The sequence below is a fragment of the Streptomyces sp. BB1-1-1 genome (assembly GCF_031597775.1).
In the GTDB taxonomy this organism is placed as follows: Bacteria; Actinomycetota; Actinomycetes; order Streptomycetales; family Streptomycetaceae; genus Streptomyces; species Streptomyces thinghirensis.
Map to the genome: position 1 here is coordinate 5,388,850 of NZ_CP134203.1, position 16,322 is coordinate 5,405,171.

A 16,322-nucleotide genomic window follows, 5' to 3' on the forward strand; every position below is an offset into this window, starting at 1 on the left:
GCATGAGCACTCTCGAGCCCGAGCGCGGGACTGGTACGGGGACCCTCGTAGAGCCGACACCGCAGACCTCCCACGGTGACGGTGACCACGAGCGCTTCGCCCATTACGTCCAGAAGGACAAGATCATGGCGAGCGCCCTCGACGGCACCCCCGTCGTGGCGCTGTGCGGCAAGGTCTGGGTACCGGGCCGCGACCCGAAGAAGTACCCGGTCTGCCCCATGTGCAAGGAGATCTACGAGTCCATGAGCGGCGGCGGAGACGAGGGCAAGGGCGGCGACAAGAAGTAGCCGCCTTCCCGACCGAGTTCTTCGAAGGCCCCCGGAGTGTGCCCGCGCGCACTCCGGGGGCCTTCGCGTTGTCACGAAGTGGTTGAGACCTCTTGTGGACATGTTCATGTACTCCATAACCTCCTGGGTGTTGTGCAGAGCGAAACCGTCATTGCATATGTTGCAACGCACGCCCGGAGGAACACTCCATGAAGCTCGCCCCCCGCCTGGCCGTATCGCTGGCCGCCGCCGTCGTCACCGCGACCGCCTGCGCCCCCCAGACGTCCGACAACTCCTCCTCCGGCAAGGACGAGAAGAGCGGCACGCTACGGGTCTGGCTCTTCCAGGAGGTCAACACCAAGCCGAAGGAAAAGGTCGTCGACGCGGTCCTCGCCGACTTCGAGAAGGCGCACGAGGGCACGAAGGTCGACGTCGAGTACATCCCCGTCGAGACCCGCGCCCAGCGCATCAAGGCCGCCTTCAACGACCCCGACAGCGCCCCCGACGTCATCGAGTACGGCAACACCGACACCGCCGGCTACGTCAAGGACGGCGGGCTGATGGACGTCACCGAGGACTTCGGGGCCTGGGACGAGGCCAAGGACGCCGACCCCACCGCCCGGCAGTCCGTCACCGTGGACGGCAAGATCTACGGCGCCCCCTACTTCGTCGGCGTCCGCGCCCTGTACTACCGGACCGACGTCTTCGACGAACTCGGCCTCGAAGCCCCCAAGTCGCTGGACGAGCTGGCGTCCACCGCGAGGAAGGTCCGCGCCGCGAAGCCCGACCTCTACGGCATCGCGGTCGGCGGCGCCTACACCTACGGCGCGATGCCCTTCATCTGGGCGAACGGCGGCGAACTCGCCACCGGCAAGGGCGGCTCGTACGCCTCGGCGATCGACAGCGCCGCCGCCCGGAAGGGCATCGAGGCGTACACGTCCCTCTTCGGCGACGACAACTGCCCCGCCGCGAAGTGCGCCGGCATGGGCGGCAACGACACCGTCACCGCGTTCGCCTCCGGCAAGGCCGCCATGGCGATCGGCGGCGACTTCAGCCGCCAGGCCGTGGAAGCCGGGAAGGTGAAGGGCAAGTACGCGGTCGTGCCGCTGCCGGGCGTGAAGCCGGGCTCGATCGCCCCGGCCTTCGCGGGCGGCAACAACATCGGCGTCCTGAAGAGCACCTCGCACCGCACCCTCGCCGTCGACCTGATGAAGCGGCTCGCGTCGAAGCAGGCGCAGGGCGAGATGTTCGACGCGATGAGCTTCCTGCCGACCTTCACGGACGTACGGCAGCGGGTCGCGGCCGAGGAGCCGTTCGTGAAGCCGTTCGTCGACACCCTCGCCGCGGGCACGAAGTTCGTGCCGGCCTCGCCCGCGTGGGCGACGATCGACTCGTCGCAGGTGCTGTCGACGATGTTCCAGGAGGTGGTCAGCGGCAAGAAGGACGTGGGCGCTGCGGCGGGGGACGCGGCTCGGAAGATGGACGACGCGTTTGGCTCCGCCGGGTGAGGGGGGTGCCTAGTGGCTCGGGGGGTGCGGTGCGTTCGCGGCCGCGGGTTCGTCGTGGCTTGTCGCGCCCACGCGGCGGTAGCCGCAAATCCAACACAGCCCCGCGCCCCTTTCGGGGCGCAGCCCGTACCCCCTGGTTGTATCTCGCCCCTGCTCTTGTCGTCCTCGGTGGGCTGCTCGTCTACCCCGTCTATCAGCTCGGGCTGATTTCCTTTCTGGAGTACACGCAGGCCCAGGTGTCCGGTGGTGAACCGACCACCTTCCAGGGGTTCGGGAACTACGCCGAGTTGTTCGGGGACGGTGAGTTCTGGCGGGTGCTGCTCGCCACCGTCGTGTTCGCGGCGGCCTGTGTGGTGTCGACGCTGGCCGTCGGGTGTGCGCTCGCCGTGCTGCTCACTCGGGTGCGTGCCCTGCCCCGGCTCGCGCTGATGATGGCGGCCCTCGGAGCATGGGCGACCCCGGCGGTCACCGGGTCGACGGTGTGGCTGCTGCTGTTCGACCCGGACTTCGGGCCGGTCAACCGGATGCTGGGCCTCGGCGACCACTCCTGGACGTACGGGCGCTTCAGCGCCTTCGCGCTCGTCCTGCTCGAAGTGGTCTGGTGCTCCTTCCCGTTCGTCATGGTCACCGTCTACGCCGGGATCCGCGCCGTGCCGGCCGAGGTGCTGGAGGCCGCCGCCCTGGACGGCGCCTCGCAGTGGCGCATCTGGCGGTCGGTGCTCGCCCCGATGCTCCGGCCGATCCTGGTCGTCGTCACCATCCAGTCGGTCATCTGGGACTTCAAGGTCTTCACCCAGATCTACGTCATGACCAACGGAGGCGGCATCGCCGGCCAGAACCTCGTCCTCAACGTCTACGCCTACCAGAAGGCGTTCGCGTCCTCGCAGTACAGCCTCGGCTCGGCGATCGGCGTCGTGATGCTGCTGATCCTGCTCGCCGTGACGCTGGTCTACCTGCGGCTGCTGCGCCGCCAGGGGGAGGAGCTGTGAATCTTCCGCGCGCGCGTGTGCGCCGTCCGTGGCGGCTGGCGGCCGAGGCCTCGGCGCTGCTGATCTCGGTCGTGGTGGCCTTCCCGCTGTACTGGATGGTGCTGAGCGCCTTCAAACCGGCCGGGGAGATCGAGTCGACCGAGCCGCGTCCGTGGACCCTGGCGCCTTCGCTCGATTCCTTCCGGCGGGTCTTCGGACAGCAGGAATTCGGTCGTTACTTTCTCAACAGTCTGCTCGTGGCGGGCACCGTCGTGATCGCCTCGGCGCTGATCGCGTTCCTCGCGGCGACCGCGGTGACGCGTTTCCGGTTCCGTTTCCGGACCACCCTGCTGATCATGTTCCTGGTGGCCCAGATGGTGCCCGTGGAGGCGCTCACCATCCCGCTGTTCTTCCTCATGCGGGACTTCGGCCAGCTGAACACGCTGGGGTCGCTGATCCTGCCCCACATCGCCTTCTCGCTGCCGTTCGCGATCTGGATGCTGCGAGGGTTTGTGAAAGCCGTGCCGGAGGCCCTGGAGGAGGCCGCCTACATCGACGGGGCGAGCCGGGCGCGATTCCTGTGGCAGATCCTTTTCCCGCTGGTCTTCCCGGGGCTGGTGGCCACCAGCGTCTTCTCCTTCATCTCGACCTGGAACGACTTCCTGTTCGCCAAGTCGTTCATCATCAGCGACACCTCCCAGTCGACGCTGCCGATGGCGCTGCTGGTCTTCTACAAGCCGGACGATCCGGACTGGGGCGGTGTGATGGCCGCGTCCACGGTGATGACGATTCCGGTGCTGGTCTTCTTCGTACTCGTGCAACGACGACTCGTCTCCGGCCTCGGCGGAGCGGTAAAGGACTGACTTGAATCCTCCCCTCCCTGAAGGGGGAGGGGATTTCCGGCTCAGGCCGTCTCCTGGAGCAGCGCTCCAGGAGGTCTTCCGCCGTCGGCACCAGCCGGGTTGAGACCAGCCCGGAGGAGCATGACGCGTGCGGAGTTCTTGTCTCTGGGGGAGACGGTCCCGCAGGCGGTGCAGGTGTAGGTACGTTCCGAGAGGGGGAGTGCGTGCTTGGTTCTCGCTCCGCACTGGGCGCAGTCCTTGGTGGTGTGCGCGGGGTGTACGAGGCGGATGTCCCGCCCGTGTTTGCGGCCCATCTCGGTCAGGGCGGCCTTGGTGGCGCCGATGGCGGCGTCAGCGGCCTTGCGGGCCATGGTGGACTTGGCCAGGAACTTCGGACGGAAGTCCTCGACCGCGATCGTGTCGTGGTCGCGGCCCCGTCAGGTGCAGCCGGCCGTCCTTCAGCCGGAAACCGCGCCGGGTGTAGTTGGGAGTCGGCAGTGCTTCACGCTTGGTCTTCCACTTCGGCTTCCCGGCCCGGCGCGCCATCGGCAGGCGCTCTGTGATGTCCTTGTGCGCCTTGGCGCGGGAGCGGCCGAAGTCGCGGATGACCTGCTGCTGGGGAACCGACAAGCCCTCACGCAGCCATGGCGTGCGGGCGCGGGCCTCGGTGAGCATCCTGTCGAGCTGCGCCGGGCCGCACGTGGTCTTCTCGCCGGTGGACGTGTTGTGCAGGTGCGCGGCCCTGGACTTGGCGACGCACTCGTTCCACACCCAGCGGCACCGGTCCCACTCCGCCGTCAGAGTGGTGCGGGCGGCGGACGACACACGCGACCGGCACGTGTACCGGGCACGTCCGGTCCCCACACCCGCCCCCACCAGTGCCATCTCGCCCCTCTCGGCCCCGACCAGGACACTGTGCTGTCCCGGACCCGAAGGACCATACGTACGACAGCCGTACAAACACCCCCCGAATGCCCAGCCGCCACTTCGACCAGCGACCACAGGCACACGCGTTCGCATCACCTCAGCAAAAGCGCAGCGGTACGGGCGCTCCGCGCCCGAACCGGATACGGCGACGCTCCGCGCCGCGACACCCGGATGCGATTCCCTCCCCCGGCGCGGGCGCTGGGGTCTCCTCGCAAGGAACAGGTGACTGACGTGACAGACGTAATTCCCCAGCCGCAGCAAGTGACGTGCCACGAGCGTGACTTCTTCTGGCTCGGCCCGGACACCGAGGTGGTGGCGGACGACGGTACGGAGCACACCGAGCGCTGGCTGCGCGCCACGCTGGGCGCCGCGACCGGCCTGCCGCTCGCGCCCGGGTCGGGGGGCGACGACGTCGTCCGCCTGTCCCTCGACGGTGAGCTGGGCGCCGAGGGATACCGCCTCGTCGTCGAACCGACGGGCGTGCACCTGACGGGCGGTGGCCCGGACGGCCTCTTCTGGGGCGCTCAGACGCTCCGGCAACTGCTCGGCCCGGACGCCTTCCGGCGCGCCCCGCTGCCCGACCGCCGGTGGCGGCTGCCGCTGGTCCGCATCGAGGACGCGCCCCGCTTCCGCTGGCGCGGCCTGATGCTGGACGTCGCCCGGCACTTCATGCCCAAGGAAGGCGTCCTGCGCTACCTGGACCTGATGGCCGCCCACAAACTCAACGTCCTGCACTTCCACCTGACGGACGACCAGGGCTGGCGCGTGGAGATCAAACGCCACCCGAAGCTCACCGAGACCGGCTCCTGGCGGGCGCGCACCAAATACGGCCACCGTGCCTCGCCGCTCTGGGAGGACAAACCCCACGGCGGTTTCTACACCCAGGACGACATCCGGGAGATCGTCGCCTACGCCGCCGAACGGCACATCACCGTCGTCCCCGAAATCGACGTACCCGGACATTCGCAGGCCGCCATCGCCGCGTATCCGGAACTCGGCAACACCGATGTGATCGACACCACCGCCCTCTCCGTGTGGGACACCTGGGGGGTCTCCCCGAACGTACTCGCCCCCACCGAGAACACACTGCGCTTCTACGAGGGCGTGTTCGAGGAACTCCTGGAGCTTTTCCCCTCGGAGTTCATCCACATCGGCGGCGACGAATGCCCCAAGGACCAGTGGCGGCGCTCGGCCACCGCGCAGGCACGCATCGAGGAACTCGCCCTCGCCGACGAGGACGAACTCCAGGCCTGGTTCATCCAGCACTTCGACACCTGGCTCGCCGAACGCGGACGGCGGCTCATCGGCTGGGACGAGATCCTGGAGGGCGGACTGGCCAAGGGCGCGGCCGTGTCCTCCTGGCGCGGGTACGCCGGCGGGGTCGCCGCCGCGCGCGCGGGACACGACGTCGTCATGTGCCCCGAGCAGCAGGTGTACCTGGACCACCGGCAGCACGCGGGCGAGGACGAACCCGTGCCGATCGGCTTCGTGCGCACCCTGGAGGACGTCTACCGGTTCGAGCCGGTTCCGGCGGAGCTGACGCCGGACGAGGGCGGACACGTGCTCGGCACCCAGGCGAACGTGTGGACCGAGGTGATGGAGAACCAGGCGCGCGTTGACTACCAGACGTTCCCGAGGCTCGCCGCGTTCGCCGAGGTCGCCTGGAGCGCCCTGCCCGCCCCGGCCGACCGGGACTTCGCCGGCTTCGAGCGCCGGATGGCCGCCCACTACCGGCGACTTGACGCCCTGGGCGTCGGCTACCGGCCGCCCGGCGGTCCGCTGCCCTGGCAGCGGCGGCCCGGTGTGCTCGGCCGGCCGATCGACGGACCGCCGCCGAACAAGTAAGGCGCACAAGTAAGGCGCACAAGTAAGGAGAAAGCCCCGAAACGCCACAGAGGAGTGGCAACTCGCGCTCATCGTGCTCACCTCTGATTGTCGGTTGATGGCCGGAGATCCCGTGTGAAATCGGACCATCTCCCCGACGGGGTGGGCGAATGCCTCCTAGCGGACCCCCGCGTTCGGGCCCTGCAAAGATGTGCCAGAGTTGCCACGTCCGCCCTGTGAGGTCGTACCGTACGGCCACATGGGCGGGACCAGGTGGGACAGCGGGAAGGGGCAGTCGGTTTGACCACGCACGCACCGCAGGCGGCGCAGGCCGTCACGCTGCCCACGACACTGGACGAGGCCGTGGCGGCACTGGCCGCCATGCCCGCCGCCGTTCCGGTCGCGGGCGGTACCGACCTGATGACCGCCGTCAACTCCGGCCAGCTCAGGCCCGCCGCGCTGGTCGGCCTCGGCCGGATCAGCGAGATCCGCGGCTGGCAGTACCAGGACGGTCACGCGCTGCTGGGCGCGGGACTCACCCACGCCCGCATGGGACGCCCCGACTTCGCCGCGCTCATCCCGGCGCTCGCCGCCGCCGCGCGCGCCGCCGGGCCCCCGCAGATCCGCAACGCGGGCACCCTGGGCGGCAACATCGCCTCGGCCGCCCCCACCGGCGACGCGCTGCCGGTGCTGGCCGCGCTGGAGGCGACGCTGATCATCGCGGGCCCGGACGGGGCCCGCCGGGAAATGCCGGTGTCGCACCTGCTGGCCGGCATGGAGATGCTCCGCGCGGGCGAACTCATCGGCTACGTGCGCATGCCGCTGCTGCACGCGCCGCAGGTCTTCCTGAAGGCGACCGGCCGGACCGGCCCGGGCCGCGCGATGGCCTCCGTGGCGCTGGTCCTCGACCCCGCCCGGCGCGGGGTGCGGTGCGCCGTCGGCGCCATCGCGCCGATGCCGCTGCGCCCCCTGGAGGCCGAGCAGTGGGTGGCCTCCCTCATCGACTGGGACAACGGCCGCGCGATCGTCCCGGAGGCGCTGAGCGCCTTCGGCGAGTACGTCGCCGCCGCCTGCATCCCCGACGCGGCCCCGGCCGAGGACGGCTCCGTACCGCAGCTCCCGCCGGCCGTACTGCACCTGCGGCGCACCGTCGCCGCGCTGGCCCGACGAGCACTGGGGAGGGCGCTGTCGTGACCGACGACCAGCACGACGAACGGCACGGCGATCAGCACGGAGGGGGCACGCCCCCGAGCGGCGGACGCTGGGACCCGCTGCCCCAGGGCGACTACGACGACGGCGCCACCGCCTTCGTGAAGCTCCCCGAGGGCGGCGTGGACGCGCTCCTCGCCTCCGCCGACAGCCCGCTCGCCGCACCCGGGCACGGCTATGTGCCGCCGCAGATCACGGTCGCGCCCGCCACCACCGCCGGCACCGACCCGGCGGCCACCGGCACCTGGGCGATGCCGACCGCACCCGTGGACGGCACGCAGTGGCACGTCCCGGACGCGGGGCAGGAGCCCGCCGCTCACCAGGGGTACGCCGAGTACCCGCGGCAGGACCCGTACGGCGGGAGCGCGCCGTACGACACGAACGCGCCGTACGACGTGCACGCCGGGCAGGGCGACCGGTTCACGTACCGGCCCGGGGCCACCGGCCAGTGGGACTTCTCCGAGGCCGCGGCCTCCGACGGCACCGCGCCCGAGCCCGATGCCGCGTCCGGCCAGGACGTGACCGGGCAGGACGTGACCGGGCAGTGGTCCATTCCCGTGGCCGACGGCGACCTGCCGGACGAGTCGGGCGAGTTCACCCAGTCGTCCCTGGCCGAGCAGTGGGGTGGCACCGCACCGGCCACCCTGCCCGGCGGCGCCCCCGCGCCCTGGGCGACCCAGCCGGCCGGACAGCCCTGGGGCGACCGCGCGGCCGAGGCCGCACCGGGCGGCCCGGAACGGCCGTCCGAAGCGGCCACGTCCGCACCCCCGGCGCCCGAGCCTGCGGCCGGTCCGTACGTCGAAGCGCCCGCGGAACGCGCCGCGGAGACCGGGCCCTCGGCATCGGCGGCCGACGGGACGCTGACCGGCGAGCCGGTGACCGACGAGTTGCAGGGGGCCGAGGAGGCCTTCGAGGGGCCCGCGGAGCCATCCGCGGACACCGGCGAGGACGTGGCGGCGGAATCCGGCCCGGAGGCCGCCGAGGAGCCCGTGACGGGCCCGGCGCCGGCCGCCGCGCAGGAACGCGAGCCGGAGCCCGGGCAGGAGCGCGAGCCGGGGCGGGAGCATGAGTCCGGGCGGGAGCATGAGCCCGGGCAGGAGCATGAGTCCGGGCAGGAGCATGTGCCCGGGCAGGAGCGTGAGCGGGACCCGGAGGCGGAGCCCCGCATCGCCCCCCGGACCGAGACCGACCCGGCCGCCTCCGAGACCGTCCCGGCCGTCCCCGCCTCCGCGGCCGACCCGGCCGCCTCTCAGGAGCGGGCCCCCGCCGGTCCGCACGAGGAACACCCCCTCGCCTCGTACGTGCTGCGCGTCAACGGCGCCGACCGGCCCGTCACCGACGCCTGGATCGGCGAGTCGCTGCTGTACGTGCTGCGTGAGCGGCTCGGCCTCGCGGGCGCCAAGGACGGCTGCTCGCAGGGCGAGTGCGGCGCCTGCAACGTGCAGGTCGACGGCCGGCTGGTCGCCTCCTGCCTGGTCCCGGCCGTCACCAGTGCCGGCAGCGAGGTGCGTACGGTCGAGGGCCTCGCCGCCGACGGACGGCCGTCGGACGTGCAGCGGGCGCTCGCGCGGCGCGGCGCGGTGCAGTGCGGGTTCTGCGTGCCCGGCATGGCGATGACCCTGCACAACCTCCTCGAGGGCAACCCGGCGCCGACCGAACTGGAGGCCCGGCAGGCCCTGTGCGGCAACCTCTGCCGCTGCTCCGGCTACCGAGGCGTCCTGGAGGCGGTCAAGGAGGTCGTCGCCGAGCGCGAGGCGCACGCCACCGCCGACGCGGCCGGGACGGACGCCGACGAGCCCCGCATCCCGCACCAGGCGGGTCCGGGCGCGGGCGGCGTCAACCCGTCGGCGTTCGAGTCCCAGGGACCACCGGGGACACCGGACGCACCGGGACCGCACGACCAGCCCTACGGTGAGAACGGCCAGGACGGAGGCCACGCGTGAGCAACGACGCCGCGACTGCGGAGGCCGCGGGAACCGATGAGGCGACCCCCGTCCCCGAGCCGATCCCGCACGGCCTCGGCGCGTCCCTGCCGCCTTCCGACGCCCGCGCCAAGACGGAGGGCACGTTCCCGTACGCCGCCGACCTGTGGGCCGAGGGCCTGCTGTGGGCGGCCGTCCTGCGCTCGCCGCACCCGCACGCGCGCATCGTGTCCATCGACACCACCCACGCGCGCGAGATGCCCGGCGTGCGGGCGGTCGTCACGCACGAGGACGTACCCGGCGCCCCGCTGCACGGACGCGGCGGCCGGGCCGACCGCCCCGTGTTCGCCTCCGAGGCCGTACGCCACCACGGCGAGCCCATCGCCGCCGTCGCCGCCGACCACCCGGACACCGCGCGGATGGCCGCCGCCGCCGTCATCGTCGAGTACGAGGTGCTCGACCCGGTGACCGACCCGGAGCAGGCCTTCGAGGCCGAACCGCTGCATCCCGACGGCAACCTGATCCGGCACATCCCGCTGCGCCACGGCGACCCGGACGCGACCGGCGAGGTCGTCGTCGAGGGCCTGTACCGCATCGGCCGCCAGGACCCGGCGCCCATCGGCGCCGAGGCGGGCCTCGCGGTGCCGCGCCCGGACGGCGGCGTGGAGCTGTACCTGGCCTCCACCGATCCGCACGCCGACCGCGACACGGCCGCGTCCTGCTACGGCCTGTCACCCGACCAGGTGAAGATCGTCGTCACCGGGGTGCCCGGTGCCACCGCCGACCGCGAGGACCAGGGCTTCCAGCTGCCGCTCGGCCTGCTGGCGCTGAAGACCGGCTGCCCGGTGAAACTGACCGCCACGCGCGAGGAGTCCTTCCTCGGCCATGTCCACCGGCACCCCACCCTCCTGCGCTACCGCCACCACGCGGACGCCGAGGGCCGGGTGGTGAAGGTCGAGGCGCAGATCCTGCTCGACGCGGGCGCCTACGCCGACACCTCCTCGGACGCCCTGGCCGCCGCGGTGGCCTTCGCCTGCGGCCCCTATGTCGTCCCCAACGCCTTCATCGAGGGCTGGGCCGTACGCACCAACAACCCGCCCTCCGGCCATGTGCGCGGCGAGGGCGCCATGCAGGTGTGCGCCGCGTACGAGGCGCAGATGGACAAGGTCGCCAAGAAGCTCGGCCTGGACCCGGCCGAGGTGCGGCTGCGCAACGTCCTGGCCACGGGCGACGTGCTCCCCACCGGCCAGACGGTCACGTGTCCCGCCCCCGTCGCCGAACTCCTCCAGGCGGTCCGCGACTTCCCGCTCCCCGCGCTGCCCAAGGACACGCCCGAGGACGAGTGGCTGCTGCCCGGCGGCCCCGAGGGCGCGGGTGAGCCGGCCGCGGTGCGCCGGGGCGTGGGCTACGGCATCGGCATGGTGCACATGCTGGGCGCCGAGGGCGCCGACGAGGTCTCCACGGCCACCGTGAAGGTCCAGGACGGCGTGGCGACGGTGCTGTGCGCGGCGGTCGAGACCGGCCAGGGCTTCACCACCCTGGCCCGGCAGATCGTCCAGGACACCCTCGGCGTCGACGAGGTGCAGGTGGCGCCCGTCGACACCGACCAGCCCCCGGCCGGCGCGGGCTGCCGGGGCCGCCACACCTGGGTGTCGGGCGGCGCGGTGGAACGGGCGGCCAAGATGGTCCGCACCCAGCTCCTCCAGCCCCTCGCGCACCAGTTCGGGATGTCGACCGAGCTGCTCCAGATCGCCGACGGCAAGATCACCTCCTACGACGGCGTGCTGTCGACGACGGTCGCCGAGGCGCTGGAGGGCAAGGAACTGTGGGCCACCGCCCAGTGCCGCCCGCACCCGACCGAGCCGCTGGACGAGGCGGGCCAGGGCGACGCCTTCGTCGGCATGGCCTTCTGCGCGATCCGCGCGGTGGTGGACGTCGACATCGAGATCGGCTCGGTACGGGTCGTGGAACTGGCCGTCGCCCAGGACGTGGGCCGCGTGCTGAACCCGGCCCAGCTGACCGCCCGGATCGAGGCGGGCGTGACCCAGGGCGTGGGCATCGCGCTGACGGAGAACCTCCGCACCCCGCGCGGCCTGATCCGCCACCCGGACCTCACCGGCTACGCCCTCCCCACCGCGCTCGACACCCCGGACATCCGGATCGTGAAGCTCGTCGAGGAACGCGACGTGGTCGCCCCCTTCGGCGCCAAGGCGGTCAGCGCGGCACCGGTGGTGGCGTCCCCGGCGGCCGTCGCCTCCGCCGTGCGCGCGGCCACGGGACGCCCGGTGAACCGCCTCCCGATCCGCCCGCAGGCCGCGGTGGTCACCGCCTGACCCGGTGGTGGCCCTCGCGGGCGGGGGCGTTGTCAGTGGTGGCACGTAGGCTGCGAAGCGGTGGGGACGACTGCCGCTCCCACCGGCTACGGCTCGGTCGCGCACACACTCGGGGGAGACGATGCACGGGGTCACCACGGACATGACGAAGCGGGCGCCGGCCCGGGTGCCGTCGGGGCGCGAGACGCCGCTGTTGTGGACGTCGGCGGCGGTGATCGGCTGCCTGCTCCTGTCCGCGGGCCGCCGCACGGTCTCCGGTCTCGCCCTGGACCTGTCCTACCGTCTGCTGGCCCGTGAGTTCGGCCGGGGCCGCGTGGCCCGCTTCGAGGACATCGACTTCCCGCCGGCCCTCACCCACGAGCCCACCCGCCGCTTCCTGCGCGAGACGGGCCTGCCGGAGAACGCGTTCCCGCTCGGGACGGACGACGACGGGATACCGCTGCCGACCCTGGCGGAGCACTACGGGCACGCGGTCCCGGCCGAGGCGGCGGGCCGGCTGGTCCGGCTCGGCCGACTGCCCGACGGCAGCGACGTGGTCGTGGACGGCCCGACGGGTACGGTCCTGACGTGGCACCCGGCCGACGCCGGCCTGCGCCCCCTCACCCCGGACGTCTCGACCCTCGTCCTCACGCTGTGTCTGCTGCGCCGCGCGGCAGCACCGGAGGCCGGGGCGGGATCCGCACCCGCGCAACCCCGCGGCGGAGCTGGCTGACACGAGGCCGGTCGTACGACCAAGGTCCCGGTCCCGTACCGCCTCCCGACAGGGGTCAAAGCGGTCTGCGGACCTTACTCTGGCGACCATGACCGCCCCTGAACCGCGCGACACCGAGGTCGCCGACACCCCCGTCCCCGGCCCGAAGACCGGCCGCACCGCGCCCGCCGCCGAGACCGTGCTGAGCCGCGCCTACCGGGCGCTGAGCGTCGGCATCGTCTCCGTCATCGTCCTGATCGCCTTCGAGGCGACGGCGGTGGGGACGGCGATGCCGGTGGCGGCGCGGGAGCTGGACGGGGTGTCGCTGTACGCGTTCGCGTTCTCGGGGTACTTCACGACGAGCCTGTTCGGGATGGTGCTCTCGGGTCAGTGGTCGGACCGGCGGGGGCCGCTGGCGCCGCTGACCGCCGGCATCACCGCCTTCGCGGCCGGGCTGGTGCTGTCCGGGACGGCCGGCGCGATGTGGCTGTTCATCCTCGGGCGGGCCGTGCAGGGGCTCGGCGGCGGGCTGGTGATCGTCGCGCTGTACGTCGTCGTCGGGCGGGCCTACCCCGAGCGGCTGCGGCCCGCGATCATGGCGGCGTTCGCGGCCGGCTGGGTAGTCCCGTCGATCGTCGGCCCGCTCGCCTCCGGCGCGGTGACCGAGCACCTCGGCTGGCGCTGGGTGTTCGTCGGCATCCCGGTGCTGGTCGTGCTCCCGCTGGCGCTCGCGCTGCCGCAGATACGCAGCCGGGCGGCCGGGCCGGTGGGCGGGGCGGAGGCACCGGCCTCCTTCGACCGCCGCCGCATCCGCCTCGCCCTCGCCATCTCGCTCGGCGCCGGCCTGCTCCAGTACGCCGCCCAGGACCTGCGCCCGGCCTCGCTGCTGCCCGGCGCGGTGGGCGTGGCGCTGCTCGTCCCGGCCGTCCTCGGGCTGCTGCCGCGCGGCACCTACCGGGCGATGCGCGGGCTGCCCTCCGTCGTGCTGCTGCGCGGCCTCGCCGCGGGCGCCTTCATCGCCGCGGAGTCCTTCGTCCCGCTGATGCTGGTCACGCAGCGCGGGCTCAGCCCCACGATGGCCGGGTTCTCGCTGGCCGCGGGCGGGGCCACCTGGGCCCTGGGCTCCTGGTTCCAGTCCCGGCCGCGCCTCGAACCCCACCGCGAGCGCCTGATGGCCCTCGGCATGGTCCTGGTGGCGGCGGCCATCGCCACGGCGCCGAGCGTGCTGATCGACGCCGTGCCCGCCTGGACGGTGGCCGTCGCCTGGGGCTTCGGCTGCTTCGGCATGGGCCTGGTGATCTCCTCCACCAGCGTGCTCCTGCTCAAGCTCTCCGCCCCAGAGGAGGCCGGTACCAACTCCGCCGCCCTCCAGATCTCCGACGGCCTCTCCAACGTCATCCTGCTGTCGGTCGGCGGCGCCGCCTTCACCGCTCTCGGCGGCGGCACGGTCAGCCACGCGGCTACGGAGGCGACCGGCTCCCACCCGGCGGCCTTCGCGGCGGTGTTCCTGCCGATGGCGGGGGTGGCGCTGGTGGGGGCGTGGGTGGCCACGCGGGTGCGGGAGCGGTGAGCGGGTGAACCCGGCCATGCGGTCGGCGGGGCGGCCGCGACGGCTGTGACCTCCGTCCCACCCGGGGGTGACCCGCCCCGGTGCGCGCGTTGATCGCGTCGGGGCGCCGGTAGGGTGGCCCGGTTGTCATACGTGGCCGAGCCGATCTACCCCCTTCGGAGACCGTGACTACCACCGCCAGCTCCAGCACCTCGCACCACCTGTCCCCGGCCTTCCCCGGCCGCGCCCCGTGGGGCACCGCCAGCAAGCTGCGGGCCTGGCAGGAAGGGGCGATGGAGAAGTACCTCCAGGAGCAGCCCCGGGACTTCCTGGCGGTCGCCACCCCCGGCGCCGGCAAGACCACCTTCGCCCTGACGCTCGCGTCCTGGCTGCTGCACCACCACGTCGTGCAGCAGGTGACCGTCGTCGCGCCGACCGAGCACCTGAAGAAGCAGTGGGCGGAGGCCGCGGCCCGGATAGGGATCAGGCTCGACCCCGAGTACAGCGCGGGGCCGCTCAGCCGCGAGTACCACGGCATCGCCATCACCTACGCGGGCGTCGGCGTCCGCCCCATGCTGCACCGCAACCGCGTCGAGCAGCGCAAGACCCTCGTCATCCTCGACGAGATCCACCACGCCGGTGACTCCAAGTCCTGGGGCGAGGCCTGCCTGGAGGCGTTCGAGCCGGCCACCCGCCGCCTCGCGCTGACCGGTACGCCGTTCCGCTCCGACACCAACCCGATCCCCTTCGTCACGTACGAGGAGGGCAACGACGGCATCCGGCGCTCCGCCGCCGACTACACCTACGGATACGGCTCCGCGCTCGCCGACGGCGTCGTCCGCCCGGTCATCTTCATGAGCTACAGCGGCAACATGCGCTGGCGGACGAAGGCGGGCGACGAGATCGCCGCGCGGCTGGGCGAGCCGATGACCAAGGACGCGGTCAGCCAGGCCTGGCGCACCGCGCTCGATCCGCGCGGCGAGTGGATGCCCGCCGTGCTGCGCGCCGCCGACCAGCGGCTGACCGAGGTCAGGAAGGCCATCCCGGACGCGGGCGCTCTCGTGATCGCCGCCGACCAGGACTCCGCCCGCGCCTACGCCAAGCTGATCCGCGAGATCACCGGCAGCAGGGCCACCGTCGTCCTGTCCGACGACACCGGCGCCTCGAAGAACATCGACGACTTCAGCGGCAGCACCGACCGGTGGATGGTCGCCGTCCGCATGGTGTCCGAGGGCGTCGACGTCCCCCGCCTCGCGGTCGGGGTCTACGCCACCACCATCTCCACCCCCCTCTTCTTCGCCCAGGCCGTAGGCCGCTTCGTGCGATCGCGGCGCCGCGGCGAGACCGCCTCCGTCTTCCTCCCCACCGTGCCCGACCTGCTCACCTTCGCCAACGAGATGGAGCGCGAGCGCGACCACGTCCTCGACAAGCCCAAGAAGGAGGGCGAGGAGGACCCCTACGCCGAGTCCGAGAAGGAGATGGACGAGGCGAACCGGGAGCAGGACGAGGACACCGGTGAGCAGGAGCAGTTCTCCTTCGAGGCCCTGGAGTCCGAGGCCACCTTCGACCGGGTCATGTACAACGGCGCCGAGTTCGGCATGCAGGCCCACCCGGGGAGCGAGGAGGAGCAGGACTACCTCGGCATCCCGGGACTGCTGGAGCCCGACCAGGTCCAGCTCCTGCTCCAGAAGCGGCAGGCCCGGCAGATCGCGCACAGCCGCAAGAAGCCCGACGACGAGGCCGATCTGCTCGAACTGCCCGCCGAACGGCGCCCGGTGGTCTCGCACAAGGAGCTGATGGAGCTGCGCAAGCAGCTCAACACGATGGTCGGCGCCTACGTCCACCAGAGCGGCAAACCGCACGGCGTGATCCACACCGAACTGCGCCGCGTGTGCGGCGGCCCGCCCAGCGCCGAGGCCACCGGCGGACAACTGCGCCAGCGCATCGCCAAGGTGCAGGAGTGGGCCACCCGCATGAAGTGACATGCGGGGCGTGGGTGCCGCCCGCGTGCGCTGTACGTATCAGGACAAACACAGGTAGTCCACACCGGCCATCGCCCGGATTCTGGACGGAGCCTTCCGCTGAGCGAACCGGCTCGCTACTGTCCCGCTACGCACACGCCCCGTGGCAGCGCCGCCGCGGAGCGCAGCCGTGAAGCGACTGGGCCCGGGCACAAGGCCGGGCCGTCAGCCGATCGGCGGCCTCTGAAGCGCGTCACTGACGGGACTCGGTGACGCAATCCCGCTTGGAGGGCCGCCGACCTCACCACTAAGGAGTGGGCGT

11 protein-coding genes and 1 pseudogene are annotated in these 16,322 nt (G+C 72.4%); 11 read left to right on the top strand and 1 reads right to left on the bottom strand.

Going from position 1 to position 16,322, the window contains the following annotated elements:
* Nucleotides 1–2: 2 nt before the first annotated feature.
* The 4 genes from RI578_RS24710 to RI578_RS24725 all read left to right on the top strand — a co-directional run bounded on the left by RI578_RS24710 (nt 3) and on the right by RI578_RS24725 (nt 3,605).
* Nucleotides 3–287, top strand: a complete 285-nt coding sequence (locus RI578_RS24710) for a DUF3039 domain-containing protein (protein ID WP_030402030.1) — start codon at nt 3–5, stop codon at nt 285–287.
* A 188-nt stretch (nt 288–475) separates the two neighbouring features.
* Complete coding sequence (locus RI578_RS24715) at nt 476–1,774, top strand: extracellular solute-binding protein (protein WP_310873113.1); 1,299 nt, start codon at nt 476–478, stop codon at nt 1,772–1,774.
* 59 nt (nt 1,775–1,833) lie between these two features.
* Nucleotides 1,834–2,763 (top strand): sugar ABC transporter permease, encoded by a 930-nt coding sequence (locus RI578_RS24720; protein ID WP_310873114.1) that lies wholly within the window; start codon nt 1,834–1,836, stop codon nt 2,761–2,763.
* Complete coding sequence (locus RI578_RS24725; protein WP_310873115.1) at nt 2,760–3,605, top strand: carbohydrate ABC transporter permease; 846 nt, start codon at nt 2,760–2,762, stop codon at nt 3,603–3,605. Before RI578_RS24720 ends, RI578_RS24725 begins: the two co-directional genes overlap by 4 nt.
* Before the next feature lie 41 nt (nt 3,606–3,646).
* Here the strand turns inward: RI578_RS24725 and RI578_RS24730 are convergent.
* Nucleotides 3,647–4,469: pseudogene (locus RI578_RS24730) on the bottom strand (zinc ribbon domain-containing protein).
* A gap of 213 nt (nt 4,470–4,682) precedes the next feature.
* On the opposite strand from RI578_RS24730, the gene RI578_RS24735 reads away from it, so the two are divergent.
* The 7 genes from RI578_RS24735 to RI578_RS24765 all read left to right on the top strand — a co-directional run bounded on the left by RI578_RS24735 (nt 4,683) and on the right by RI578_RS24765 (nt 16,021).
* Nucleotides 4,683–6,356 carry a beta-N-acetylhexosaminidase gene (locus RI578_RS24735; RefSeq protein ID WP_399061290.1) on the top strand — a complete coding sequence of 558 codons (1,674 nt, stop codon included), beginning with the start codon at nt 4,683–4,685 and terminating at the stop codon, nt 6,354–6,356.
* Nucleotides 6,357–6,635: 279 nt separating this feature from the next.
* Nucleotides 6,636–7,529, top strand: a complete 894-nt coding sequence (locus tag RI578_RS24740) for an FAD binding domain-containing protein (protein WP_310873117.1) — start codon at nt 6,636–6,638, stop codon at nt 7,527–7,529.
* Nucleotides 7,526–9,487 carry a 2Fe-2S iron-sulfur cluster-binding protein gene (locus RI578_RS24745; RefSeq protein WP_310873118.1) on the top strand — a complete coding sequence of 654 codons (1,962 nt, stop codon included), beginning with the start codon at nt 7,526–7,528 and terminating at the stop codon, nt 9,485–9,487. Before RI578_RS24740 ends, RI578_RS24745 begins: the two co-directional genes overlap by 4 nt.
* Nucleotides 9,484–11,799: a molybdopterin cofactor-binding domain-containing protein gene (locus tag RI578_RS24750; RefSeq protein ID WP_310873119.1), complete on the top strand. Its 2,316-nt coding sequence runs from the start codon at nt 9,484–9,486 to the stop codon at nt 11,797–11,799. The genes RI578_RS24745 and RI578_RS24750 overlap by 4 nt, the downstream gene beginning before the upstream one ends.
* A gap of 121 nt (nt 11,800–11,920) precedes the next feature.
* Nucleotides 11,921–12,511, top strand: coding sequence for an SUKH-4 family immunity protein (locus RI578_RS24755; protein ID WP_310873120.1), 591 nt, complete (start codon nt 11,921–11,923; stop codon nt 12,509–12,511).
* Nucleotides 12,512–12,599: 88 nt separating this feature from the next.
* On the top strand, nt 12,600–14,060 hold the full coding sequence (locus RI578_RS24760; RefSeq protein ID WP_310873121.1) for an MFS transporter: 1,461 nt from the start codon (nt 12,600–12,602) through the stop codon (nt 14,058–14,060).
* A 164-nt stretch (nt 14,061–14,224) separates the two neighbouring features.
* A complete protein-coding gene (locus RI578_RS24765) occupies nt 14,225–16,021 on the top strand; it encodes a DEAD/DEAH box helicase (RefSeq protein ID WP_310873122.1) in 1,797 nt (598 codons plus the stop codon).
* The last annotated feature ends 301 nt before the right edge of the window (nt 16,022–16,322 follow it).

What these genes read in the sequence shown, in the direction of transcription:
- RI578_RS24710 (WP_030402030.1), top strand. Translation starts at nt 3, where the DNA reads ATGAGCACTCTCGAGCCCGAGCGCGGGACTGGTACGGGGACCCTCGTA.
- RI578_RS24760 (WP_310873121.1), top strand. Translation starts at nt 12,600, where the DNA reads ATGACCGCCCCTGAACCGCGCGACACCGAGGTCGCCGACACCCCCGTC.
- RI578_RS24715 (WP_310873113.1), top strand. Translation starts at nt 476, where the DNA reads ATGAAGCTCGCCCCCCGCCTGGCCGTATCGCTGGCCGCCGCCGTCGTC.
- RI578_RS24735 (WP_399061290.1), top strand. Translation starts at nt 4,683, where the DNA reads ATGCGATTCCCTCCCCCGGCGCGGGCGCTGGGGTCTCCTCGCAAGGAA.
- RI578_RS24755 (WP_310873120.1), top strand. Translation starts at nt 11,921, where the DNA reads ATGCACGGGGTCACCACGGACATGACGAAGCGGGCGCCGGCCCGGGTG.